The organism is Streptomyces sp. CB09001 (assembly GCF_003369795.1).
In the GTDB taxonomy this organism is placed as follows: Bacteria; Actinomycetota; Actinomycetes; order Streptomycetales; family Streptomycetaceae; genus Streptomyces.
Map to the genome: position 1 here is coordinate 6,390,470 of NZ_CP026730.1, position 24,658 is coordinate 6,415,127.

Here is a 24,658-nt window from a genome sequence, read left to right on the forward strand (position 1 = left end):
CGCGCCACATGCCCGGTGCTCGAGCGCCGCGACGGAAATGGGTTTGCCCGGGGAGCGCCCGGAGCCGCAGAATCCGGTCCCATGGGTCACCTCGAAGCCGCGCACCTGGAGTACTACCTCCCCGACGGGAGGGCGCTCCTCGGCGACGTGTCCTTCCGGGTGGGGGAGGGGGCCGTGGTGGCCCTCGTCGGACCCAACGGCGCGGGCAAGACCACCCTGCTGCGCCTGCTGGCCGGGGAGCTGAAGGCGCACGGCGGCTCCGTCACCGTCACCGGCGGCCTCGGCGTGATGCGCCAGTTCGTGGGCTCCGTACGCGACGAGACGACCGTGCGCGACCTGCTGGTGTCCGTCGCGCCGCCCCGGATCCGGGAGGCCGCGCGCGCCGTCGACGCCGCCGAGCACGGGATCATGACCGTGGACGACGAGGCCGCCCAGCTGACCTACGCGCAGGCGCTCTCCGACTGGGCCGAGGCGCGCGGATACGAGGCCGAGACCCTGTGGGACATCTGCACCACCGCCGCGCTCGGGATGCCGTACGACAAGGCCCAGTGGCGGCAGGTGCGCACCCTGTCCGGGGGTGAACAGAAACGCCTCGTCCTGGAGGCGCTGCTGCGCGGCACCGACGAGGTGCTGCTGCTCGACGAGCCGGACAACTACCTCGACGTGCCCGGCAAGCGCTGGCTGGAGGAGCGGCTCGCCGAGACCCGCAAGACCGTGCTGTTCGTCTCCCACGACCGGGAGCTGCTGGCCCGCGCCGCCGAGAAGATCGTCTCGGTCGAGCCGGGGCCGGCGGGCGCCGACGCCTGGGTGCACGGCGCCGGTTTCACCACCTTCCACGAGGCCCGCCGGGAACGCTTCGCCCGCTTCGAGGAGCTGCGCCGCCGCTGGGACGAGAAGCACGCCCAGCTGCGGAAGCTGGTACTGACACTGCGTCAGGCCGCCGAGAACAGCCCGGACATGGCCTCGCGCTACCGCGCCGCCCAGACCCGGCTGCGCAAGTTCGAGGAGGCCGGACCGCCGCCCGAGCCGCCGCGCGAGCAGGACATCAGGATGCGCCTGAAGGGCGGCCGCACCGGCGTCCGCGCCGTCACCTGCGAGCAACTGGAACTCACCGGCCTGATGAAACCCTTCGACCTGGAGGTCTTCTACGGCGAACGGGTCGCCGTCCTCGGCTCCAACGGTTCCGGCAAGTCGCACTTCCTGCGGCTGCTGGCCGGAGACGACGTGGCGCACACCGGGAACTGGAAGCTCGGGGCGCGCGTGGTGCCCGGCCACTTCGCGCAGACTCACGCCCACCCCGAGCTGCTGGGCCGCACCCTCCTGGACATCCTGTGGACCGAGCACGCCCAGGACCGGGGCGCCGCCATGTCCCGGCTGCGCCGCTACGAACTGACCCAGCAGGCCGAGCAGGCCTTCGACCGCCTCTCCGGCGGCCAGCAGGCCCGCTTCCAGATCCTGCTGCTGGAACTCCAGGGCGTCACCGCCCTGCTCCTCGACGAGCCCACCGACAACCTCGACCTGGAATCGGCCGAAGCCCTCCAGGAGGGCCTGGAGGGCTTCGAGGGCACGGTCCTCGCCGTCACCCACGACCGCTGGTTCGCCCGCTCCTTCGACCGGTACCTGGTCTTCGGCAGCGACGGCCGGGTGCGCGAGACCCCGGAGCCGGTCTGGGACGAACGGCGGGTGGAGCGGGCCCGCTGACGTCCGGACCCCGGAGGAGACCCGGGGAGATCACCTCCAGCGCAGCAGCGCCCCCAGGCCGCCCACCGGCGCCTTCTGGGAGGTCTCCGGCGGCAGCACCGGCGTCACCGAGATCGCGGGCGCGCCGGTCATCACCGCGGACCGCAGCAGGGCGTCGTCCGCCCGCGCCGACCAGGAGTTCTGCTCGCCGAGCGTCTTCAGCTCCGTACGGCGCACCGCCACCTGGTCGGCGTCCTCGCCGATCCACACCTCGCGGTGCGTGTCGGGGGCGTCCGGGATGACCAGCAGCTCGTCGATGCGGTGCTCCCGGGCGGCCTCGACCAGCGCGGGCACGCCCTCCGCCGCGCCGGCCCGGCCCTCGTCGTCCGTCGACCGGGCGGCCAGGAACCGGTCCAGATCCTCCCGGGCACGGGCCCGGACGTGGTCGTCGCGCAGCCCCTCCACCTCGTCGTCCAGCAGCCTGCTGCCGGCGCCGCGGGAGGCCTCGGCGACGCGCTCCTGGAGACGCGAGGGCAGCCGCTCGTGCACCGAGCGCCGCTCCCGGTCGTCACCGACCAGGATCAGCAGGTCGGCGCCGGTCTCCTCCTGGCACACGGCGAGCGCGTCCGCGATCTCCGCCGCGTTGTGCTCCCAGGTGTTCTCCACCCGGAGCTGGAAGTGGCGCTCCGACCAGTCCGCGCTGCTCGTGCGGTGCACCGGCCACTGCCTGCCGGTCACGCCGCCCGCGTCGGAGCTGCCCAGCGCGGAGCGCAGCTCGAAGTCGGCACCCTTGCGGTCGATGTACGCCACCACGCACACCGGGTCCTCGCCGGCCAGGTCGAGCAGCGGCGTGACATGCGGCAGCGGGGCCCAGTCGGCCGTGGTCCCGCCGTACGGGGGCCGGGCCAGCGGCGGATCGAGGACCACCTGTCCCGCACACGCGAACAGGGCCCGCCCGTGCGGATCGGTGGCGTGCCGCAGCTCGTCCACCGCCTCCCGCACCGCCCGGCAGGTGGCCTCGTCCGCGCCCTGCTCCGCCAGCTCCCGGGCCACCGCGGCGGCCGTCAGCTCACGCTCGTGGGGGGTGTCCTCCGTGTGCCGGGAGAGGTCGACGTAGACGGAGGCCCAGGGCCCCTGGTGTTCGTAGAGGGGGTGCAGAAACGCGAGATCCATGTGGCTGCCCTCCCGGGTGCCGCTCGGGGGTGGTAGTGCTGCGGGGCGGGTACCCGGGACGCATGAACGAACACGACACGCGGGACGACACCATGACCGGAGTGGACCCGGGCCGCCTGGACGACCAGCAGCTGATGAAAGAGCTGGAGACCATCCACCGCACCCGCCACGACACCCTGCTGTACGGGTCGAACGACGCGCTGCGCGCCCACAACGACCGCATGGCCCGGCTGGAGGGCGAGTGGCTGCGCCGCAACCCGCGGCGCCCGGTGGCCCCGGGGCGCACCCGGGAGGGCGCCCGGGAACGCGGCTGCGGCCAGGCCGCCGCGCCCGGTGGCTGAGCCAGACGGACGGGCCACCGGCGGTCCCTCACCGGTGGCCCGTCCGCCCGTCGCTCCGGTTGCCCGCCTCAGCCGGCCGCCCTGGCGAACTCCGCGAGGTAGGTCTCGCAGAACGCCTCGAGGTCGTCCGGCTTGCGGCTGGTGATCAGGACGTTGTCGCCCGCGTCGCAGACCTTGACCCGTTCGTCGACCCAGGTGGCGCCCGCGTTGCGCAGATCCGTCCGCAGACTGGGCCACGAGGTCATGGTGCGGCCGCGCACCACGTCCGCCTCCACGAGCGTCCACGACGCGTGGCAGATGGCGGCCACCGGCCGGCCCTGCGTGAAGAAGTCCTTGACGAAGGCCACGGCCTTCTCGTCCATTCGCAGGAAGTCCGGGTTGGCCACCCCGCCGGGCAGGACGAGACCGCCGAACGCGTCGGCGGAGGTGTCGCCCACCACCTCGTCGACCGGGAACGTGTCCGCCTTGTCGAGGTGGTCGAAGCCCTGGATCTCGCCGGACTGCGTGGAGACGAGCACGGGCTCGTGCCCCGCGTCCTTCGCCGCCCGCCACGGCTCGGTCAGTTCCACCTGCTCCACGCCCTCGGGCGCGGTCAGAAATGCGATGCGCATGGAGTTTCGGTTTCCCTTCCGGCGCTACGCGCCCCGCGGACCGGACCGGCCGCTCTCGGTGAGGGCCACCGCCAGCTCCTGGACGTTGTCGTAGCGCGCCTTGTGCGGCAGTCGGTCCAGCCCCTCGACGAGGGCGTCCGGCGCGTTGCCGCGGCGCAGTGTGCGGGTCAGTTCCCGCGGTCCCGCGGGGAAGCTGCCCCGGGTCAGGTTCCGGGCCAGCTCGAGCCGCAGGGCCTCCAGGTACGTCGGTCCGCGGCCCGGCGTCACCGGTCCGTACATGACGTCCGGATCGTCCTCGGCGGCCGGCTCCGGGTCGTTCCACTCCTCGCTGCGGGTGGGGTGCCCGGACCTGAGCAGACCCTGCAGTTCATGCTTCATCTCGTCGTCGCGGTGGACGCTCATCCGGTCGCTGCCTCGCTGCATGTCTCCCTCCAGATCCTTAAGGGGTGCCGACCGCGTACCCGGACACCGCGGGCCGACACGGATTCATCCGGACGCGTCCGCTCCGATTTCCGCGGCCCGGGAGCGGATCAGTAATCGAGAAGCGCCCGGCGCCGCGCGCCCTCTAGCGTGTGACCACCGAGGCACTGAGGGCGTCACCTTCACCGAGCCCCCGACAGATGGAGACACGATGAGCAGCGCCAAGAGGCCGGGCACCCAGGGAGCCGGGTCGCACGTCGCCGACAGCCACGACCTGATCCGTGTGCACGGCGCGCGCGAGAACAACCTCAAGGACGTCAGCATCGACCTTCCCAAGCGCCGGCTGACCGTGTTCACCGGCGTCTCCGGCTCGGGCAAGAGCTCGCTGGTGTTCAACACGATCGCCGCCGAGTCGCAGCGGCTGATCAACGAGACCTACAGCGCGTTCGTCCAGGGCTTCATGCCCACGCTCGCCCGCCCCGAGGTGGACGTCCTGGACGGCCTCACCACGGCCATCATCGTGGACCAGCAGCGGATGGGTGCCGACCCCCGCTCGACCGTCGGCACCGCCACCGACGTCAACGCCATGCTGCGCATCCTCTTCAGCCGCCTCGGCGAGCCGCACATCGGCCCGCCCAGCGCGTACTCCTTCAACACCGCCTCGGTCCGGGCCAGCGGCGCGATCACCGTCGAACGGGGCAACAAGAAGGCGGTCAGGGCGACCTTCCAGCGCACCGGCGGCATGTGCACGAACTGCGAGGGGCGAGGCACCGTCTCCGACATCGACCTCACCCAGCTCTACGACGACTCCAAGTCGCTCGCCGAGGGCGCGTTCACCATCCCCGGCTGGAAGTCGGACAGCCAGTGGACCGTGCAGGTGTACGCGCAGTCCGGCTTCGTCGACCCGGACAAGCCGATCCGCGAGTACACCGACAAGGAGCTGCGGGACTTCCTGTACGGCGAGCCGGTCAAGGTGAAGGTCAACGGTGTCAACCTCACCTACGAAGGCCTGATCCCCAAGATCCAGAAGTCCTTCCTGTCCAAGGACAAGGAGGCCATGCAGCCGCACATCAGGGCCTTCGTGGAGCGGGCCGTCACCTTCACCACCTGTCCCGAGTGCGAGGGCACCCGGCTCAGCGAGGGCGCCCGCTCCTCGCGGATCGGGAAGATCAGCATCGCCGACGCCTGCGCGATGGAGATCCGGGACCTCGCCGAGTGGGTCCGTGACCTGGCCGAGCCCTCGGTGGCGCCGCTGCTCACCGCGCTGCGCGACACCCTGGACTCCTTCGTGGAGATCGGCCTCGGCTACCTCTCGCTCGACCGGCCGGCGGGCACCCTGTCCGGCGGCGAGGCACAGCGCGTCAAGATGATCCGCCACCTCGGCTCCTCGCTCACCGACACCACGTACGTCTTCGACGAGCCCACCGTCGGACTGCACCCGCACGACATCCAGCGGATGAACGACCTGCTGCTGCGCCTGCGGGACAAGGGCAACACGGTCCTCGTCGTCGAGCACAAGCCGGAGGCGATCGCGATCGCCGACCACGTGGTCGACCTCGGCCCCGGTGCCGGCTCCGCGGGCGGCACCGTCTGCTTCGAGGGCACCGTCGAGGAACTGCGGGCCGCCGACACCGTCACCGGCCGCCACCTCGGCGACCGGGCCGTCCTCAAGGAGTCGGTCCGCAAGCCCACCGGCGCCCTGGAGATCCGCGACGCGCGGACGCACAACCTCCAGGGCGTCGACGTCGACGTCCCGCTCGGCGTGCTCTGCGTGGTCACCGGCGTGGCGGGCTCCGGCAAGAGCTCGCTGATCCACGGTTCGGTCCCGGCCGGCGCCGACGTGGTGTCGGTCGACCAGAGCCCCATCAAGGGCTCGCGGCGCAGCAACCCCGCGACGTACACCGGACTGCTCGACCCGATCCGCAAGGCCTTCGCCAAGGCCAACGGCGTGAAGCCGGCCCTGTTCAGCGCCAACTCCGAGGGCGCCTGCCCCACCTGCAACGGCGCCGGTGTCATCTACACCGACCTGGCCATGATGGCCGGCGTCGCCACCCCCTGCGAGGACTGCGAGGGCAAGCGGTTCCAGCCCGCCGTGCTGGAGTACCGCTTCGGCGGCCGGGACATCAGCGAGGTGCTCGCGATGTCGGTGGACCGGGCCGAGGAGTTCTTCGGCGCCGGCGAGGCGCGCACCCCGGCCGCCCACAAGATCCTCCAGCGGCTCTCCGACGTCGGCCTCGGCTACCTCACCCTCGGCCAGCCGCTCACCACCCTCTCCGGCGGCGAACGGCAGCGCCTGAAGCTGGCCACCCACATGGGCGAGAAGGGCGGCGTGTACGTCCTCGACGAACCCACCACGGGCCTGCACCTCGCCGACGTCGAGCAGCTGCTCGGGCTGCTCGACCGCCTCGTCGACGCCGGCAAGTCGGTCATCGTCATCGAGCACCACCAGGCCGTCATGGCGCACGCCGACTGGATCATCGACCTCGGCCCCGGCGCCGGTCACGACGGCGGGCGGATCGTCTTCGAGGGCACTCCCGCCGACCTCGTCGCCGACCGCTCCACCCTCACCGGCGAGCACCTCGCCGCCTACGTCGGCGCCTGAGCGTGCCCGCTGCCCACGGCGCCGGAACCGCTACCGGCGGTGTCCGGCGCTGTGGGATCGTGGTCGGGTGACGACGCTGGAGGATCTGGCCCGGCTGCGCCGGGCCCGCGACCTGATGGACCGCGAGTACGCCGAGCCGCTCGACGTGCCGGCGCTGGCGCGCGTCGCCCTCATGTCGGCGGGCCACTTCTCCCGCAGCTTCCGCGCCGCCTACGGCGAGACGCCCTACAGCTACCTGATGACGCGCCGCATCGAGCGCGCGATGGCGCTGCTGCGGCGCGGCGACATGAGCGTCACCGAGGTCTGCTTCGCGGTCGGCTGTACCTCGCTGGGGTCGTTCAGCTCGCGGTTCACCGAACTGGTCGGAGAGAGCCCGAGCGCCTACCGGGACCGCGACCACGCCGACGGGGCCGCCCTCCCGGCCTGCGTCGCCAAGGTCTACACCCGGCCGGTCAGGAACGGCGAGCCGGTCAGGAGCGGGACGCCGGCCGGGAACAGCGAGTCGGTCAGGAACGGAGAAGCGGCGCCCGCGCCGCCGCCCGTAGCGTGACGCGCATGGACATCAGCCTCTCGCAGTGCTTCATAGCCGTCGACGACCACGACAGGGCGCTCGCCTTCTACCGGGACGTGCTCGGCCTGGAGGTCCGGGGCGACGTCGGGTACGAGGGAATGCGCTGGGTGACCCTCGGCTCCCCGGCGCAGCCCGACGTGGACATCGTTCTCGAACCCCCGCTCGCGGACCCCAACGCCTCGGCCGCCGACAGGCAGGCGATGGCCGACCTGCTGGCCAAGGGCCACCTGCGCGGCGTCATCCTCACCACCGACGACGTCGACGCCGCCTTCGAACACGTCCGCGCCGCAGGCGCCGAGGTCCTCCAGGAACCGGTCGACCAGCCCTACGGCGTCCGCGACTGCGCCTTCCGTGACCCGGCCGGCAACATGGTGCGCCTCCACCGCCCGCGCAAGGACTGAGAAAGCCGGGGGTTTGCCGCGGGAGACAGGGGGCATGCGCAAGGTCAGTGCTTCGGACAGGAGGCACGTCCGTGGGAGCGGCGCGACGCCGCCACGGATGCGTCCGTCCGGGCCGGACGCCCTCCCACGGTGACCGCCCGACCAAGGGCCCGTCGTCGTCACGGTCCGCCGCCACGCGAGCCGCAGGTTCCGAACCTCCGGCCGCAATCCGCGGGGCCGCACCGACCGGGCTGCCGCCCGGTGCGACGACGGGACCCCGCGCTCCGAGGGAGTTGCGACGCACCATGCCGATACACGCCAGTGTGAAGCACCCGCACGACGACGCCCCCGACACCGCCGACGCCTTCCGTCGGCTCGCCACCCTTCCCGACGGTCCCGAGCACGACGCGCTGCGCGACCGGATCGTCGAGGCCTGGCTGCCCATGGCCGAACGGCTGGCGGGACGATTCCGCAGCCGCGGCGAGAGCTACGAGGACCTGCGCCAGGTCGCGGCCCTCGGCCTGGTCAAGGCCGTCGACCGGTACGACCCCGAGCGCGGCAACGCCTTCGAGAGCTACGCCGTACCGACCATCACCGGCGAGATCAAGCGCCACTTCCGCGACCACATGTGGACCCTGCACGTGCCGCGCCGGGTCCAGGAACTGCGCAACCGCGTGCGCTTCGCCGGCCAGGACCTGTCCCAGACCATCCCGGGCCGCAGGCCCACCGTCGCCGAGATCGCCGAGCACGCCGACCTGAGCGAGGAGGACGTGCGGATCGGACTCGAGGCACTGGAGAGCTTCACCGCCCTGTCCCTGGACGCCGAACTCCCCGGCAGCGAGGACGGCTACTCGCTGGGCGACGCGCTCGGGGCCCCCGACCCGGCCCTCGACACGGTCGTCGACCGCGAGGCGGTCAAGGGCCGGCTGGCCGCACTGCCCCCGCGCGAGCGCGCCATCCTGTACATGCGCTTCTTCGACGACATGACCCAGAGCCGTATCGCCGAACAGCTCGGCATCTCCCAGATGCACGTCTCCCGCCTGATCACCCGCTGCTGCGACCGGGTGCGGGAGCAGGTCCTGCGGGACCCGGGTCCGCAGGTGTGAAACCTCGGGCTCACCCGCCCGGACGCCCCGTTCGCGCGAACGGAGCACGGTGACGGGCGTGGCGGTGCCGGGCGGGCTGTGATGGCCGAGGGGCGCGAGTGCAGTGCCCCGCAAGCCGTCGCTCGAAGGAGCCCGTCCCATGCGCCGCACCGCCCGCGCCCTGTCCGTCGCCGTGCTGGCCAGTGCCGCCCTCGGTCTCTCCGCGGGGGTCGTCGCAGCCGACCCCGGTGTTCCGCCGCCCCCCTCCGGCGCCGGGGAACCCGTCGTCCCGCCGCCCGCCGACGACGCGGCGGCCGTGCCCCCGCCGTCCGAGGAGGAGGCCCTGCCGCCGTCCGCGGGGCAAGCCGCCGCGCGGGTCAGCCCGGCGGACGCCGGCCCCGGTGACACCGTCACGGTCTCCGTCTCGTGCGGTCCGACCGGCGGGTCCGCGCCCGCGAGCCTCGACGCCACCTCGGCGGCCTTCGCGGAGGGCACCGTCGAGCTGCGCAAGGTGGCGGACGACGCGGGGACGACGTCCGGACCGGCCTACCGCGGCACGGCCCGCATGGCCGCCGCCGAGGACTTCGCGGCCGAACCGCCCGCAGCGGGCGCCGCGCCCCCGGAGGCCGCGACGGACCCGGGAGGCACCACGGACAGCGAGCCCTCGGCGGGGACCGAGGGCTGGTCCGAGACGGACGACACCGCTGAGACCGCCGACGACTGGACCGTCGACGGAGCCTGCCCGGACGCCTCGGGCGGCGAGGGCGGCGACCCCTGGAGCGCGACCATGAGCGTGCCGGAGGAGAGCGGTGCCGGTGCCGCTCAGCCGGCGTGCCGGGAATCCGCCGCCCCGCGCGCGGGGACCTCCGCGCACGGCACGCCCTGCGCGCCCACCAAGCCCCCGTGCCCCGAACCCACCGCACCGCGCGGTGGGGCGGCCACCCAGGGCACGTCCTGCGGCGGTGCGACGGCGGAGCACGGGGTGCGGGCCGGTGCCGGCGGGAGCCTCGGCGACTCGGTGCCCGCCCTCGCCGCCGGGGGCCTCCTGATCGCGGGCGCGTGCGGGGCGGCCGCACACCGGCTGCGCCTGCGCCTGCGCGGGGAGGGCGGGGAGCGCTGACCCGGCGCCGGTCCGGCTGTGACGCACGCGACCGGAGCCGGAGCCATGGCGGGGCGCCACGGTGGGTACTGGGATCAACGAGCGGCGAGTGAAGCACACGACCGTCGGGAACGGGACCCGAAGCGGGCACAGCCCGACGGAGACGAGGACCGACGGAGACGAGGACCGACGGAGACCAGGACCGACGGAGACGAGTCCGACGGAGACGAGGACCCGACAGCGCCCCGGGCTCGACGGAGCAAGGGACTCGACGGCGCCATGGACTCGACGGCGCCATGAGCCCGACGGGACCAGGGCACGACGGGACCAGGGCACGGTACGGACAGGCGGCACGGACCGCGCGGAGGTACGGCATGCGGCGCACGGACCCCGAGGACCTGGCCACGGAACCGGCGGGCCACGACCCCACACGCCACGACCTCACAGGCCACGACCCCACAAGCCGCCCCGGCGCGGGTCCCGGTGCCGTGGGCCACGGACCCGTGCGCTACGGCCCGCACTTCCCCGACGACGGGCTGCCGGTGCTGCCCGAGCTGTCCGCCGTGCTCGCCGCCGCCGCGGGCCGCGCGCGCGGTGAACCGGCGGGCGGCGCCCCCGCCCTCCTGGACGCCGCGAGCGGCTACTGGGACCGGCGCGGCCTGACCACCGACCCCGGGCACCTCGCCGCCGCCCCCGGCGCGGGCGCCCTGCTGCTCGCGCTGACCGCCGCGCTGGGCGGCGACGTCCTGGTGCCCCGCCCCTGCGCCGCCTGGTGGGCGCCGTACGCACGACTGCTGGGCCGACCCGTCTTCCACGTGCCGACGCCCGCCGAGTCCGGCGGCGTACCCGACCCGTACGCCCTGCTGGAGACCGTCCGCCGGGTCCGCGCGGAGGGCGGCGACCCCCGCCTGCTGGTGCTGTCCGTCGCCGACGACCCCACCGGCACCGTCGCGCCGCCCGAGTTGCTGCACGAGACCGTCGAGGCCGCCACCGGCGAGGGACTGCACCTGGTCAGCGACGAGACCTGGCGCGACACCCTGCACGACCCGCACGCCACCGTGCTCCTCAGCCCCGCCGAGATGCTGCCCGAGCGGGTCACCGTCGTCACCGACCTGGCCGGTGCGCTGCTCCCGCCGGCCTGGCCGGCCGCCGTGGCCCGCTTCCCCGCCTCCGCCGCCGGGAACGGCCTGCACGCGCGCGTGCTGGACGTACTCACCGCGCTGGGCGCCCGGGTCGCCGCCCCCGTCGCCGCCGCGGCCGGGTACGCGCTCGGCGAACCCGAGCCGGTCACCGCACGGCGGGCGGCCGCCGTACGCCTGCACGCGCGCGTGGCCGCCGCCGCGCACGCGGCCGTCGTCGCCTCGGGCGCCACCGCCCGCCCCCCGCAGGCAGGGCGCCACCTCTACGCCGACCTCGGCCCGCTGCGCGACGCGCTCGGCGCCGAGGGTGTCGGCGACGCGCAGGAACTGGAGGACTTCCTCACCGCCCGGCTCGGCATGCCCGCCCCCGGCGGCCACCGCTTCGGCGACGATCTGCCCGCCCTGCGCGTCCGGCTCGCCACCGGCCCCCTGCTGGACGCGGGCAGCGACGAGCGGCGGGCCGAATGCCTCCTGTCCCCGGACCCGTTGGAACTGCCGCACGTGCAACGCGCGTTGACCGCTCTGAAGTCGGTCTTCGACGGTCTCCGCGACGCTCAGCGATGGGAGCCCCCTCGATGACGCAGCAGCACCGGTCGACCACGAGCACCCCCGCCTCCGCCGAGGCCGCCGCCGAGGCCGCCGCACACCCGCCGCTCGCCGCACCCCGGCCGCCGGCCGAGCACCGGGTGTGGCCGCGGACCTTCCACGACCGGCTGACCGCACCGCTGCCCGGTCTGAAGGCCTTCGCCAGATTCGCCCGCGAGGGCGCGGTCAGACCCGGCCCGGCCGGACTCGCCGACATCCCCCGGCTGCCCTGCGCCCCCGGCCCGCTGCCCCGGGTGGACGCGCGCACCGTCGCCGTCACCTGGGCCGGACACGCCAGCTGGGTGGTGCGGATCGGCGGCCTCACCGTGCTCACGGACCCGGTCTGGTCCCGCCGGATCCTCGGCACCCCGCCCCGGGTCACCCCCGTCGGCGTCCCCTGGAGCGCCCTGCCGCGCGTCGACGCCGTCGTCATCAGCCACAACCACTACGACCACCTGGACGCCCCCACCCTGCGCCGGCTCCCGCGCGACACACCCGTGCTGGTGCCCGCCGGTCTGGGCCGCTGGTTCCACCGCCGCCGCTTCACCCGGGTCACCGAGCTGGACTGGTGGGAGGCGACCGAGCTGAACGGGGTCCGATTCGACTTCGTCCCGGCCCACCACTGGTCCAAGCGGACCCTCACCGACACCTGCCGCACCCTGTGGGGCGGCTGGGTGCTCACCGACCCCGACGGCCGGCGCGTCTACTTCGCCGGCGACACGGGATACGGCCACTGGTTCGGCCGCATCGGCCGCCGCTACCCCGGCATCGACCTCGCCCTGCTGCCCATCGGCGCCTACGACCCCCGCTGGTGGCTCAGCGACGTGCACTGCGACCCGGAGGAGGCGGTACGGGCCGCCCAGGACGTCGGCGCGCGCCACATGGCGCCGATGCACTGGGGCACGTTCGTCCTGTCCGCGGAACCGGTACTGGAACCCCTCACCCGCGTACGCACCGCCTGGCAGCGGGCGGGCCTGCCCAGGGACCATCTGTGGGACCTGCCGATCGGCGCCTCCCGCGTGCTGGAGTGACGCTCCCCCGACCCCCGACCCCCGACCCCCGCCCCTTCCCCGGTCCCGCCCTCTTCCCCGCCGACCGCCGGAGGCCTACGCCTTCGCCGGGCCCCGGAACCGTCGCCACACCCCCGGCGCCACGCTGACCAGCACGGTCAGTGCGATCGCCGTGGCCACGCCCTCCCACGGCTTGTTGAACAGGGCGCCGCTGAGGATCCCGATCAGCTGGTACGTCACCGCCCAGGCCAGGCAGGCCGGCAGGTTGCCCCGGGCGAAGCGGCGCAGCGGCCACTCGGCCAGGAGGCAGGCCAGCATCACCGGTATCCGGCCCGCCGGCACCAGCCGGGAGAGCACCAGCACCGCCACGTCGTGCTCGGCGAGCTTGTCCTGCGCCTGCTCCAGCCGGTCCTCCGGCGCCCGGGACCGGATCGCCTCCAGCCAGCGCGAGCCGTTCTTCGAGCCCACTCCGCGCCGGCCCAGCCAGTACAGCGCCAGGTCCCCGCAGAACGCGGCCAGCGACGCCGTCGCGAACACCATCAGCATGGCGAACGGCAGCGTCTGGTGCATCGCCACCACCGCCGCCGAACTCACCAGCGCCCCCGTCGGCACCACCGGCACCAGCGCCCCGATCAGGACCAGCAGGAACAGCGACGGGTAGCCGAGCGCCTGCTGGGTCGGCTCCGTCGGTATGTCCAGCGTCGCGGCCGCCAGCCAGCTCACCGCGCGACCTCCACCCGCACACTCTCGCCGTGCCCCAACCGGTGCACCGCCACGCCCGGCGCGCGCAGCGCCGACAGGCGCACGAACTCCTCGCCCGGCGTGTGGAACTCGTGGGGGCGCACGGCGTCCATCCCGATCGGCCAGTACGTGCCGTAGTGCACCGGCACCGCCGTGCGCGGCGCCAGCCGGGCCAGCGCCTCGGCCGCCCGCCCCGCGTCCAGGTGCTCCGCACCCAGGTAGGGGCCCCAGCCGCCCACCGGCAGCAGCGCCACGTCGACCGGACCGACCACCTCCTCCATGCCGTCGAACAGACCGGTGTCCCCGGCGAAGTACGTCCGGCCCTCGCCCTCGACGACGTACCCGAGCGCGGGGGCGCGGTGCCGTCCGACCGGCAGCCGCCGCCCGTCGTGACGCGCGGGGACCGCCCGTATGAGCAGGTCACCGACGGTCGTCTCGTCACCCGGCGCCACCTCGGTCAGCTCCAGGTGCCCGAGCCGGCGCAGCCCCGGCACCGCCCGTCGTGCGCCCCGGGGCACGAGCAGGCGCGTGCCCGGCGCGAGCCGCGCGAGCGACGGCACATGCAGGTGGTCGGCGTGCAGATGGGACACCAGCGCCACATCCGCGCGCCACGCTTCGGGCGGCGGCACCGCGCCCCGCCTGCGGCGCAGATGGGCCAGCCGGCGGACGAACAGGGGATCGGTGAGCACGCGGATGCCCGAATCCTCGACCGTGCAGGTGGCGTGACCCCACCACGTGAGCTCCACCGGCACCCCTTTGCCTCCTTCGCGCGACTCCCCGAAGCCTACGTCCAGGAGTAGGGTCGGCGGCGAAAACGGGAGGTGACGGGAGGTGAGGGGGGACACCATGGGGCCGGTGCGGGTGACGGCGATCGCGAGCCTGACGCCACTGGAGCAGCTGGACGACGACCCCTTCCTGGTCGACTCCCGCAGCCAGCACGCCATGTGCGCCCGCTGGGCCGCGGAGCACGGCTACGTCGTCGCCAGACAGCTGTTGGTGCGGGGTCTGCGGCCCGACCACGACGCCCTGTGGGACGGAGTGCGCCCCGGGCACGACCTGTTCGTGGCGCCCAGCCGCCGGGTGCTGGAGAGCGCGCTGTCCTCCGTCGACGACTTCAGCGCGGAGTGCGCGCGGCGCGGCGTCCGCGTCGAGACCGTCGGTCACGCGGAACCGTCCTACGACGCCCGGATGAAGGCGTGTGTGCACCGCCGGCTGTCGATGCCGACGGCCGGGTACGACGGCCGCTGACCGGCAGCGCGGGGTGTGAAGCGGACCCGGGGGGACAAACGGGCACTCCGGGGCGTTGTGGCAGGGTGGGGAAGGCCCGCACGGACGACGGGCCGGGGACGTGAGGTGTGCGGGACGTGAGTGGAGGCCGTTGGCGCCGGGTCGCCAGTCAGGTCGGGCGGAGTGTCACGGTGTGGGCCGTGTCCACGCTCACCATGCTCGTGCTCGCCGGGATCCTGCCGGACTTCCGGCTCCAGTCGCCCGACGGGGACAGCGCGACCGACATCGCCATGACCGCCGCGGTCGGCGCCGGTGCCTTCGGCCTGCTCTCCGCCCTGGTCTGGCCGCTCATGGTCCGCCTGCTGCTCCTGGTGCCGGCGCTCGTCCTCGGCCTGCTGGTCTTCTTCCTCAACGGCGGGCTACTGCTCCTCGCGATCGACGTGAACCCGGCCGGACGCGGCGGCGTCGCCCCCGAGACGGCGGTCGTGGTGGCCGCCGTCATGTCCGCCGTCGCCTCCGCCACCGGCGGCGCCCTGGCCGTGCGCGACGACGACGCCTACCGGCGCCGCCTCTACCGCCTCGCCGACCGCCGCCGCAGATCGGGACCGCCCTGCCCGGCCGGTCCCGGCACCGTCTTCCTGCAACTGGACGGCGTCGGCCACGACGTCCTGCTCGGTGCCGTCGACCGCGGCGCCATGCCCACCGTCGCCCGCTGGCTCGGCCGCGACGGCGCCTCGGCGACCCACCGGCTCGCCGAGTGGCGCACCGACTGGTCCAGCCAGACCGGCGCCAGCCAGCTCGGCATCCTGCACGGCAGCAACCACGACATCCCCGCGTTCCGCTGGTACGAGAAGGACAGCGGCGAGGTCATGGTCTGCAACCGCCCGACCAGCGCCGCCGAACTCCAGTACCGCGCCGTGCGGCGCACCGGCGACGGCGGACTGCTCAGCCTCGACGGCGCCAGCCGCGGCAACCTGTTCGGCGGCGGCGCCGACGAACAGGCCCTCGTGCTGTCCATAGCCACCCGCCGCCGCAGCCGCGAGACCCGCTCCAGATCCGGCTACTTCGCCTACTTCTCCGACCCGGCCAACGCCGTGCGCACCGCGATGTCCTTCGTCGCCGAGGTGTGCCGGGAGATCGGCCAGTCCACCCGCGCCCGCGTCCACAAGGTCCGCCCGCGCGTCTCCCGCGGCGGCCTCTACCCCTTCGTGCGCGCCTTCGCGACCGTCGTCGAACGTGACGTCGTCGTCGCCGCCGTGATGGGCGACATGCTCGCGGGCCGTACCGCCGTCTACGCCGACCTGGTGGCCTACGACGAGGTCGCCCACCACTCCGGGCCGGGCAGCCGGGACGCCGCCAAGGTCCTCGGCCGGCTGGACCGGGCCCTCGCCCTGATCGAGAACGTCGCCGAGCACGCCCCGCGCCCCTACCGGATCGTGCTCCTGTCCGACCACGGCCAGAGCCCCGGCGAGACCTTCCGCGCCCGCTACGGCCTGACCCTCGCCGACCTGGTGCGGGCCGGCTGCGGGCTGCCCGTGCCGCGCAGCGCCCGGCGCACCCGCAGCGGCGCCGAGGCACGCAACACCGTACGGGCGGCCCTGCACCGCCCCGTCGAGGAGGGCGCCGAGCAGCAGCGGCCCGCCGACACCCCCACCGGGCGCCGCTCCGAGCCGATCGTGCTGGCCTCCGGCAACCTCGGCCTGGTCTCCTTCCCGGATGTGCCGCACCGGATGACCCGCGAGGAGATCGACGCCCGCCACCCCGCCCTGCTGCCGACCCTCGCCAACCACCCCGGCATCGGCTTCCTGCTGGTGCGCAGCGAGGAACACGGCGGTGTCGTGCTCGGCGCGCGCGGCGCCGAGGTGTCCCTGGACCGGCTCGACCAGGACCCCGGGCCGCTCGCCCCCTTCGGTCCCGGCGCCGCCGACGCCGTCCGCCGCACGCACTCCTTCCCGCACACCGCCGACATCATGGTCAACTCCTTCCACGAGCCGGCCGACGGCGAGGTCCTCGCCTTCGAGGAGCAGATCGGCTCGCACGGCGGACTGGGCGGCGCCCAGTCGCGCGCCTTCCTGCTGTCGCCGGTCGTCCTGTCCGCACCGGTCGCCGAGGACGCGGAGATCGTCGGCGCCGAACACGTCCACCGGGTACTGCGCCGCTGGCTGCGCGAGTCGAACGGTCCGCAGGTGCCCGTGGACTCGGTGGACGATTCACGGCCGGACATCGCGGGCGGCGCACCTTTTCCCGTCGCAGAGGGGTTCGTACGGGACAAAAGCGCCTGATTTGGAACGAGGCGGGACCGTGTCCGACCATGGGCGCGTCCGGCGATCCCGGGCCCCGTTCCACGAGAGGCGCACCACCCCATGCACGTCACCGGGACCGTTCCCCCACCGGCTCCGGAACCGCGGGAGACCCCCGCGGCCCCCGACCACACCGCTCCCGCCGACCCCACCCCCGGCAACGGCAGGCACGCCCGCCGCTTCGGGCTGCCCGTCGCCACCGCCCTGGTCATGGGCAACATCATCGGCGGCGGCATCTTCCTGCTCCCGGCCTCCGTCGCCCCCTTCGGCACCATCAGCCTGCTGGCCTTCGGCGTCCTGACCGTCGGCGCCATCGCGCTCGCGCTGGTCTTCGGCCGCCTCGCCGCCCGCGACCCGCGCACCGGCGGCCCCTACGTCTACGCCCGTGAGGCCTTCGGCGACTTCGCCGGGTTCCTCGCCGCCTGGGCGTACTGGATCACCACCTGGGTGTCCAACGCGGCGCTCGCCGTCGCCGCCGTCGGCTACCTCGACGTCCTGATCCCGGTGAACGACCACCGCTGGACCGCGTGCCTGGCCGCCCTCGTCATCCAGTGGCTGCCCGCGCTCGCCAACTTCGCCGGCGCCCGCTGGGTGGGTGCCGTCCAGCTGGTCTCCACCGTGCTGAAGTTCGCGCCGCTGCTGCTCGTCGCCGTCGGCGGACTGTTCTTCTTCGACCCGGACAACCTCGGCCCGTTCAACGCGAGCGGCTCCAGCGGTATCGGCGCGGTCTCCGCCGCCGCCGCGATCCTGCTCTTCTCCTACCTCGGCGTGGAGTCCGCCGCCGTCAGCGCCGGCGAGGTCGAGGACCCCCGCCGCACGGTCGGCCGGGCCACCGTCATCGGCACCGCGGGCGCCGCCCTGGTCTACCTCCTCGGCACCCTCTCGGTCTTCGGCACCGTCGCCCACGACCGCCTGGTCACCTCGGACGCCCCTTTCTCGGACGCCGTGAACGCCATGTTCGGCGGCGCCTGGGGCGGGTGGGCCGTCGCGCTGGCCGCCCTGGTCTCGATGACCGGCTGCCTCAACGGCTGGACCCTGCTCAGCGCCCAGACCCCGTACGCGGCGGCCAGGGACGGACTCTTCCCGGCCGCGTTCGCGCGCAGGCGGCGCGGGGTGCCCACCGTGGGCGTCGGCGTCACCGTCGTCCTCGCCTCCCTGCTCACCGTCTACAACTACACGTCCGGCTCGGCGAAGGTCTTCGAGGTCCTGGTGCTCGTCACCACCTTCACCGCCACCGTGCCCTACCTGCTGGCCACCGCCGCCCAGCTCTTCCACCTGGTCTCCGGACAGGGCGAGAAGGTCGACCGGGTGCGACTGGTGCGGGACGGCGTGGTCGCGTCGGTCGCGGCGGCCTTCTCCCTGTGGCTGGTCGCGGGCGCCGGCTACGCGGCGGTCTACCAGGGCGTGCTGTTCCTCTTCGCGGGCGTGCTCGTGTACGCGGTGCTGGCGGCCCGCAGGCGGCGTGCGGAGGGCCCCGCCGCACCGTAATTCGGCTGCGCGGGGGCACAGGGGGCAAGCACACTGGGCCGGTCACCTCCCGACCCGACCCGACCCTCCCCGAGGAGCCCCTGCGTGCAGGCAGCCGTCACCGTCACTCCCGCCCGCCTCCCGGAACTGCTGCTCGGCCTCGCCACCGTGCGGCCGGTCTTCCTGTGGGGCGCACCCGGCATCGGCAAGTCCTCCCTGGTGAGGAACTTCGCCGACTCGCTGGGCCTGGAGTGCGTGAGCCTGCTCGGCACCCAGCTCGCGCCGGAGGACCTGATCGGCGTCCCGCAGATCCGGGACGGCCGCTCGGTGTTCTGCCCGCCGGAGTCCATCGCCCGCGACGAGCCGTACTGCCTCTTCCTGGACGAGCTGAACGCGGCCACCCCGGACGTGCAGAAGGCGTTCTACTCCCTGATCCTCGACCGCCGCATCGGGAACTACGAACTCCCCAAGGGCTCCATCGTCATCGGCGCCGGAAACCGCGCCACCGACAACGCGCTGGCCCGCCCCATCGCCTCCGCGCTGGTCAACCGCCTCGCCCACGTCCACCTGGACGCCTCCGCCAAGGACTGGCTCGTCTGGGCCGGTGAGAACGGCATCCACCCGTGGATCACCGACCACCTCACCGACCGCCCCGACCACCTGTGGTCCAAGCCGCCCAAGACCGAGGAGCCGTTCTCCACCCCGCGGTCCTGGCACATGCTCTCCGACGCCCTGCACTCCTTCGGCCAGGACCTCGACGAGGAGACCCTGAAGGTCCTCGCGCACGGCACCCTCACCCCGGCCCACGCGACCGCCTTCTGCGGCTACGTCAAGATCGTCCGCAGCCGCTTCGGCATCGAGGCGATCCTCAAGGGCGAGGCCCGCTGGCCCAGCGGCCTCCAGGACCGCGACCTGCTCTACTACCTCGCCGAGTCCTTCCGCGGCCGCCTGGTCAAGGAACTGCCCGCGAGCAAGGAGCACATGTCGGCGAACGGCCGCCAGACCGCCTACCGGGCCAAGTCGCTGCTCGTGCAGCTCGCCGAGATCTCCGTCGAGGTCGCCCAGAGCGTCATCGCCTCCGACGCCGACGGCAACCCGCTGCTGCCCGCCTGGTTCCTGGTCGAGGCCGCCCGCGACATGCCCCGGCTGGTCGAGGCCCGCCGATGAGCCGCACCCGCAGGCAGAAGCAGCAGCAGAAGAAGGACCCGGCCGCCGAGGACTGCGCCAAGGGCGTCCAGCTGGTGCGGGCCAATCCGGCGCTCGCGGCCATGGACGTCAAGCTCTGCCGGGAGGAGGAGTGCCGGGTCGCGCCCCGCCAGGGTCTGGCCCGTGTCGACTCCGACGGCAGGGTCCACCTGAACCCCACCCGCCACGCCGAGCCCGCCGACTGGGCCTGGGCCCTCGCCCACGCCCTGATCCACCTCGGCTTCGGCCACGTCCCCGCGGCCCATGGCGAGCGCGTCCAGCCCGACCGGTACGACCTCGCCGCCCGCTGCACCGTCGTCAACCGCTTCCTGGGGACCTTCCCGGTCGGCCGCACCCCGGACCACCTGCCGCCGTCCTACCCCGACGGCGACGAGGAGCGCATCGCCGCCGCCTGGCGCCGCGAGGGCGGCATCCCCGCCGCGTACGAGCACTGCGGCACCGCGGGCGGCGACCCCGACCAGCTGCTCGTCCCCTGGGACGCCTGGAACCCGCAGGTCCCCGACTGGCAACTGGCCTTCGCCCACGCCCTCACCCGTACCATGTCCACCGCCCTCGACCTCGCGGGCGGCCGTCGGGACGCCATGCTCGGCGGCCCCACCCGCCTGCACCCCTGGCAGCGGGCCCTCAGCTGGTTCGTCTCCTCCTACCCCCTCCTCGGCGGCATCGCCTCCGGCATCACCCTCGTCGCCGACGCCGAACTGGCCCGCGCCCACGGCATCTCCGTCGCCGCCGTCGACGCCGAGGCGGGCGAGATCTACGTCAACCCCCTGCGCCGCTACGACGACGAGGAGTGGCGCTTCATCCTCGCCCACGAGATGCTGCACGCCGCCCTGCGCCACGGCGACCGCTGCGGCACCCGCGACCCGTTCCTGTTCAACGTCGCCTGCGACTACGTCATCAACGGCTGGCTCGTCGAGATGCAGGTCGGCACCATGCCCGAGGGCCTGCTGCACGACCCGGAGCTGGCCGGGCTCTCCGCGGAGGAGGTCTACGACCGCATCGCCGGCGACCTGCGCCGCATGCGCCGCCTGTCCACCCCGCGCGGCAAGGGCGTCGGCGACGTCCTCGGCGGCCCGCTGGGCCCACCCCGCGACCACGTCGACCTCGACGGCTTCTACCGCCGTGGCCTGACCCAGGGACTCGACCTGCACCAGCAGCGGGAACGCGGCTTCCTGCCCGCCGGCCTGGTGCAGGAGATCCGCGTCCTCGGCCACCCGCCGCTGCCCTGGGACGCCCGCCTCGCCCGCTGGTTCGACGAGTTCGTGCCCCGCCCCGAGCCCGTACGGTCCTACGCCCGCCCCTCGCGGCGCCAGGCGGCCACCCCCGACATCCCGCGCGCCGGACGGTACTTCCCCCCGGAGGAGATCGCCCGCTGCACCTTCGGCGTCGTCCTGGACACCTCCGGCTCCATGGACCGCACGCTGCTCGGCAAGGCGCTCGGAGCGATCGCCTCCTACGCCGAGGCCCGCGACGTGCCCGCCGCCCGGGTCGTGTTCTGCGACGCCGCACCGCACGACGCCGGGTACCTCCCGGTGACGGACATCGCCGGGCGGGTGCGGGTGCACGGCCGGGGCGGCACCGTGCTCCAGCCCGGCATCGACCTGCTGCTGCGCGCCGAGGACTTCCCGCCCACCGCGCCGGTCCTGGTCGTGACCGACGGCTGGTGCGACGTCCTGCGGGTGCGGCGCGAGCACGCCTACCTGATCCCGCAGGGCGCGCGGCTGCCGTTCACGGCCCGAGGGCCGGTCTTCCGGGTGAGCTGAGCCGGAGTGTGATCGGATGGGGGGTGGGAGCCCGGCCGCCGGTCTCCCACCGCCCAGCTACAGCAAGAGAATTCGAGAGGAACCGCCGTGGCAACCACGCGCTCCGCACACACCGTCTGGGAAGGCAACCTGCTCGAGGGCAACGGTGTCGTCACCTTCGACTCGTCCGGCATCGGCGAGCAGCCGGTGTCGTGGCCGTCGCGCGCCGAGAAGGCCAACGGGAAGACCAGCCCCGAAGAGCTGATCGCCGCCGCCCACTCCAGCTGCTTCTCCATGGCGCTGTCGAACGGCCTGGCCGGCGCCGGCACCCCGCCCACCAAGCTCACCACCTCCGCCGACGTCACCTTCCAGCCCGGCGAGGGCATCACCGGTATCCACCTCACCGTGGAGGGCACCGTCCCCGGCCTCGACAACGACGCGTTCGTCGCCGCCGCCGAGGACGCCAAGAAGAACTGCCCGGTCAGCCAGGCCCTGACCGGCACGACCATCACCCTGTCGGCCAAGCTGGCCTGACCTCGACACCCCGCGCCCTCCAGCACGTTCACGTCCCGTGCCGGAGGGCGCGGGCGGCCCGGTGCGGCCGGGAGTCAGCGCCCGCCGGTCAGCAGCAACGGGCTGGGAAGGCCCGTCGCTCCCTCCTCGTAGCCGACGGCGGTGACGCCCCGCGGGGTCCAGGCCACGGAGGTCAGGTACCGGCTGCCGTCCGTACCGCCCGGCGGCACGGACGGCTGTGACCACCGGCCGTGGCGCAGCCGCATCACGTACGGTGTGCCGTCCGGCTGCTCCCCGGCGACCGCCACACCGGCGGGCGCGAGGGTCAGGTCGTTCACGCGACCGGCGTCGGCGGGCGTCGGCACCTGCTTCCAGGAGCGGCCGTCCCAGTGCGCGAGCAGCGCGTGCCCCGGGTCCTCGTCGTCGGCCAGCTTCCGGCCCGCCGCCCAGACGTCGTTCGGCCCGCGGGCCTCCAGGTCGATCAGTTCGCCGTTGACCCCGTCGTAGGGGACCGGTACGCGGGACCAGGAAGTGCCGTCGTAGTGCAGCATCGCGGGCCGGTCGTCGGAGGTGTGGCCGGAGACCCACACGTCGTCGTCGGCGAGGGCGGTGACGGAGTACGTCCACAGCGAGGTGGCGTCCGGCACGGGCACGAGGTGCCACGCCTCGCCGTCCCAGTGCTGGAGCATCGCCTCCGCGTGCGTCTCCTGGATCGTCCCTCCGGGCTTGTCCGGGTCGGGCACCTCGCTGTCGACGACGATGAGCCAGCCGGCCGCCCACACGTCGTCAAAGGCCCGTGCCGACACGTCCAGCAGTCCCGCACCGGCGAGCCGGATCCCCTCCGGCGCCGGCGCGTCGACCACCCGCCACCCGGTGCCGTCCCAGTGCTGGGTGAGGAAGGCCCCGCGCGACTCCTCGTACAGGCCGACCGCCCAGGCGTCCTCCTGGGACACGGCGTCGATCGCGCTGATCTGGTTGGAGCGGTCGGCGAACGCCGGCATCGGGATCTCCCGCCAGGACCTCTCGTCGTCGTCGCGGGCCAGCAGCAGCGGCGTCCTGGGCTGGACCTTGCCCTCCTGGCGGACCTTGACCCCGTAGGCCCAGGTGGTGTCGCCGTCCACCCTGGTGACGCCGGTCAGCGCCGCGTGGCCCACGCCCGTCAGGTCCGCGGCGGACCATCGGGCACCGGCGTGCGCCGTGGCGGCCGGTACGGTGACCGCGGCCAGGGCCAGGACCGCGACGGCGGTTCTCGTTCGTACGCGTATTCCGCTCATGGTGGGATCTCCCGCTGTGTTCTCGTGTCGGACGTCCGTACTCCCTCTCAATGCGGTGGCCGGAGCGGGACGTTGCGGCGTCCGCCGCCTTTTCCGCCCCGGATTCGGCCGGCCGAGCCGCAACCGGAGGGGCGGGCCACCGCACTTGAACGGTGAGACCGTCCGCGGGGGCGGCTGGGGAAAGGGGAGTGGGGTGGATCACGGTGAGGACGCGCTGCACGCCTTCGTCCGGGACAGACGCCTGGCGCTCTTCAGGAGCGCCTACCTGATGTGCGGCAACCGCCACGAGGCGGAGGACCTGGTGCAGACCACCTTGGTCAAGGTGGTGCTCGGCCGGCGGCGCCTGCAGAAGCTGGACAACATCGAGGCGTACGCCCGCAAGACGCTGTTCAACACCTTCATCGAGGGCAGACGCCGGTTCTGGCGGCGCGAGCACGCGTACGGGGAGGTGCCCGAACGGGCCGCTCCCGAGTCCGACTCGGAGACCGGGATGGTGGTCCGGGAGGCGCTGGCCCGCATCACACCGCGGCAGCGGGCCGTGCTGGTGCTGCGCTACTGGGAGGACCAGAGCGTCGAGGCGACCGCCGCGGTGCTCGGAATGCGGGAGAACACGGTGAAGAGCCACACGGCCCGCGGGCTGGCGGCTCTCCGGGCCGAGATGGGGAAGGAACTCGTATGAGCGACGCCATGGACGACGACGTGCGCGACCTGCTCGCCCGCGCCGTGGAGGGGGCCGGCGGTCCCTCGTTCGGCACGGCGGCGGTGTTCGCAGCGGCGGCCGGAGTGCGCCGCAGGCGCCGCGCGGCGGTCGCCGGCGGGGCGCTGGCCGTCCTGGCCGGCGCGCTGTTCACCGTGTCCGCCGTCCCCTCGGGCGGGGCGGACCGGGCGTCCGCCACCGGCGCCCCTTCCACCGCAGCTCCGGCGCACACCGAGCTGACCGGTGGCTCCGGGCGGGAGCGGCGGCTCGCGGGGCTGCTGCCGGCCGGTGCCGGAGAGGCCGAGGAGATCTCCCTGGCCGTGCTGCTGAAGGACGCGGATCTGGACGCCGCCACCAGCGGGGAGTCCCACGGCGCTCTGGACGGCTGGTACGCCGTCCGCCGGGGAGACGGCGTCGGCTACCTCGGGGTCGCCCTGCACGACCGGAAGTACCTGGAGGCCAAGTTCCCCGACGGATTGGACCCCGCCCACGACCTCTGTGCGCCGAGCGGGACCGAGCCCCCGCGCACCGACTGCGTGCGCGAGGAACTGACCGGCGGCCGGGTGCTGACCATCTGGCGGCAGCCGCGGGAGCGGAACGAGGACGGCCCGGAGTGGGGCGAGGAACTCACCGGCCGGCTCGTCCTCCCCGACGGCCGGGCCCTGTTCGTCCGCGACAGCGCCGGATACCGCGGCCACGGACGGCTCGGCCCCCTGCTGCGGACCCCGCCCCTGACCCGTGAGCAGCTCCGCGCGCTGATGCTGCGCCCGGAACTCACGACGGGGAGGTAGCCGC

23 protein-coding genes are annotated in these 24,658 nt (G+C 74.0%); 17 read left to right on the forward strand and 6 right to left on the reverse strand.

The window, feature by feature from the left end:
* Nucleotides 1-81: 81 nt before the first annotated feature.
* A complete protein-coding gene (locus C4J65_RS29600; RefSeq protein WP_115745160.1) occupies nt 82-1,701 on the forward strand; it encodes an ATP-binding cassette domain-containing protein in 1,620 nt (539 codons plus the stop codon).
* Between the two features lie 30 nt (nt 1,702-1,731).
* Here the strand turns inward: C4J65_RS29600 and C4J65_RS29605 are convergent, their stop codons facing one another.
* A complete protein-coding gene (locus C4J65_RS29605; RefSeq protein ID WP_115745161.1) occupies nt 1,732-2,853 on the reverse strand; it encodes a Vms1/Ankzf1 family peptidyl-tRNA hydrolase in 1,122 nt (373 codons plus the stop codon).
* A gap of 62 nt (nt 2,854-2,915) precedes the next feature.
* Between C4J65_RS29605 and C4J65_RS29610 the strand changes: the two genes are divergently transcribed.
* On the forward strand, nt 2,916-3,194 hold the full coding sequence (locus tag C4J65_RS29610; protein WP_011030977.1) for a DUF6158 family protein: 279 nt from the start codon (nt 2,916-2,918) through the stop codon (nt 3,192-3,194).
* 68 nt (nt 3,195-3,262) lie between these two features.
* On the opposite strand, the gene C4J65_RS29615 is transcribed toward C4J65_RS29610, so the two are convergent.
* A complete protein-coding gene (locus tag C4J65_RS29615) occupies nt 3,263-3,805 on the reverse strand; it encodes a type 1 glutamine amidotransferase domain-containing protein (RefSeq protein ID WP_115745162.1) in 543 nt (180 codons plus the stop codon).
* Between the two features lie 24 nt (nt 3,806-3,829).
* Entirely contained in the window at nt 3,830-4,228 is a 399-nt protein-coding gene (locus C4J65_RS29620) for a DUF2795 domain-containing protein (RefSeq protein WP_115745163.1), read from the reverse strand.
* 208 nt (nt 4,229-4,436) lie between these two features.
* Here C4J65_RS29620 and C4J65_RS29625 point away from each other — a divergent pair, with 208 nt between their 5' ends.
* The 7 genes from C4J65_RS29625 (at nt 4,437) to C4J65_RS29660 (ending at nt 12,717) form a co-directional block, all read left to right on the forward strand.
* Nucleotides 4,437-6,827 carry an excinuclease ABC subunit UvrA gene (locus C4J65_RS29625; RefSeq protein ID WP_115745164.1) on the forward strand — a complete coding sequence of 797 codons (2,391 nt, stop codon included), beginning with the start codon at nt 4,437-4,439 and terminating at the stop codon, nt 6,825-6,827.
* 67 nt (nt 6,828-6,894) lie between these two features.
* Nucleotides 6,895-7,377 carry a helix-turn-helix transcriptional regulator gene (locus tag C4J65_RS29630; RefSeq protein ID WP_115745165.1) on the forward strand — a complete coding sequence of 161 codons (483 nt, stop codon included), beginning with the start codon at nt 6,895-6,897 and terminating at the stop codon, nt 7,375-7,377.
* Nucleotides 7,378-7,382: 5 nt separating this feature from the next.
* Complete coding sequence (locus tag C4J65_RS29635) at nt 7,383-7,799, forward strand: VOC family protein (protein ID WP_115746690.1); 417 nt, start codon at nt 7,383-7,385, stop codon at nt 7,797-7,799.
* A gap of 284 nt (nt 7,800-8,083) precedes the next feature.
* Nucleotides 8,084-8,884, forward strand: a complete 801-nt coding sequence (locus C4J65_RS29640; RefSeq protein ID WP_115745166.1) for an RNA polymerase sigma factor SigF — start codon at nt 8,084-8,086, stop codon at nt 8,882-8,884.
* Nucleotides 8,885-9,023: 139 nt separating this feature from the next.
* Entirely contained in the window at nt 9,024-9,983 is a 960-nt protein-coding gene (locus C4J65_RS29645; RefSeq protein WP_115745167.1) for a hypothetical protein, read from the forward strand.
* Between the two features lie 353 nt (nt 9,984-10,336).
* Nucleotides 10,337-11,680, forward strand: coding sequence for an aminotransferase class I/II-fold pyridoxal phosphate-dependent enzyme (locus C4J65_RS29655; RefSeq protein WP_240330549.1), 1,344 nt, complete (start codon nt 10,337-10,339; stop codon nt 11,678-11,680).
* Nucleotides 11,677-12,717: an MBL fold metallo-hydrolase gene (locus tag C4J65_RS29660; RefSeq protein ID WP_115745170.1), complete on the forward strand. Its 1,041-nt coding sequence runs from the start codon at nt 11,677-11,679 to the stop codon at nt 12,715-12,717. The genes C4J65_RS29655 and C4J65_RS29660 overlap by 4 nt, the downstream gene beginning before the upstream one ends.
* A 75-nt stretch (nt 12,718-12,792) precedes the next feature.
* Here the strand turns inward: C4J65_RS29660 and C4J65_RS29665 are convergent, their stop codons facing one another.
* Nucleotides 12,793-13,419: a VTT domain-containing protein gene (locus C4J65_RS29665; protein ID WP_115745171.1), complete on the reverse strand. Its 627-nt coding sequence runs from the start codon at nt 13,417-13,419 to the stop codon at nt 12,793-12,795.
* Nucleotides 13,416-14,189: an MBL fold metallo-hydrolase gene (locus C4J65_RS29670; RefSeq protein ID WP_162833411.1), complete on the reverse strand. Its 774-nt coding sequence runs from the start codon at nt 14,187-14,189 to the stop codon at nt 13,416-13,418. Before C4J65_RS29670 ends, C4J65_RS29665 begins: the two co-directional genes overlap by 4 nt.
* Nucleotides 14,190-14,283: 94 nt before the next feature.
* Here C4J65_RS29670 and C4J65_RS29675 point away from each other — a divergent pair, with 94 nt between their 5' ends.
* From C4J65_RS29675 to C4J65_RS29700, 6 genes are all read left to right on the forward strand, one after another.
* Nucleotides 14,284-14,685: a hypothetical protein gene (locus C4J65_RS29675; RefSeq protein WP_115745172.1), complete on the forward strand. Its 402-nt coding sequence runs from the start codon at nt 14,284-14,286 to the stop codon at nt 14,683-14,685.
* Between the two features lie 116 nt (nt 14,686-14,801).
* Nucleotides 14,802-16,946 (forward strand): phage holin family protein, encoded by a 2,145-nt coding sequence (locus C4J65_RS29680; RefSeq protein ID WP_275898171.1) that lies wholly within the window; start codon nt 14,802-14,804, stop codon nt 16,944-16,946.
* Nucleotides 16,947-17,027: 81 nt separating this feature from the next.
* Nucleotides 17,028-18,452: an amino acid permease gene (locus C4J65_RS29685; RefSeq protein ID WP_115745174.1), complete on the forward strand. Its 1,425-nt coding sequence runs from the start codon at nt 17,028-17,030 to the stop codon at nt 18,450-18,452.
* An 84-nt stretch (nt 18,453-18,536) separates the two neighbouring features.
* Nucleotides 18,537-19,598: a MoxR family ATPase gene (locus C4J65_RS29690; protein WP_115745175.1), complete on the forward strand. Its 1,062-nt coding sequence runs from the start codon at nt 18,537-18,539 to the stop codon at nt 19,596-19,598.
* Nucleotides 19,595-21,400, forward strand: coding sequence for a hypothetical protein (locus C4J65_RS29695; protein ID WP_115745176.1), 1,806 nt, complete (start codon nt 19,595-19,597; stop codon nt 21,398-21,400). The genes C4J65_RS29690 and C4J65_RS29695 overlap by 4 nt, the downstream gene beginning before the upstream one ends.
* Nucleotides 21,401-21,487: 87 nt before the next feature.
* On the forward strand, nt 21,488-21,913 hold the full coding sequence (locus C4J65_RS29700) for an OsmC family protein (RefSeq protein WP_115745177.1): 426 nt from the start codon (nt 21,488-21,490) through the stop codon (nt 21,911-21,913).
* A 74-nt stretch (nt 21,914-21,987) separates the two neighbouring features.
* On the opposite strand, the gene C4J65_RS29705 is transcribed toward C4J65_RS29700, so the two are convergent.
* On the reverse strand, nt 21,988-23,166 hold the full coding sequence (locus tag C4J65_RS29705) for a hypothetical protein (RefSeq protein WP_115745178.1): 1,179 nt from the start codon (nt 23,164-23,166) through the stop codon (nt 21,988-21,990).
* A gap of 193 nt (nt 23,167-23,359) precedes the next feature.
* Here C4J65_RS29705 and C4J65_RS29710 point away from each other — a divergent pair, with 193 nt between their 5' ends.
* On the forward strand, nt 23,360-23,845 hold the full coding sequence (locus C4J65_RS29710) for a SigE family RNA polymerase sigma factor (protein ID WP_115745179.1): 486 nt from the start codon (nt 23,360-23,362) through the stop codon (nt 23,843-23,845).
* The gene (locus tag C4J65_RS29715; RefSeq protein WP_240330550.1) at nt 23,842-24,654 is read left to right on the forward strand and encodes a hypothetical protein; all 813 of its coding nucleotides are present in this window, start codon (nt 23,842-23,844) and stop codon (nt 24,652-24,654) included. Before C4J65_RS29710 ends, C4J65_RS29715 begins: the two co-directional genes overlap by 4 nt.
* The last annotated feature ends 4 nt before the right edge of the window (nt 24,655-24,658 follow it).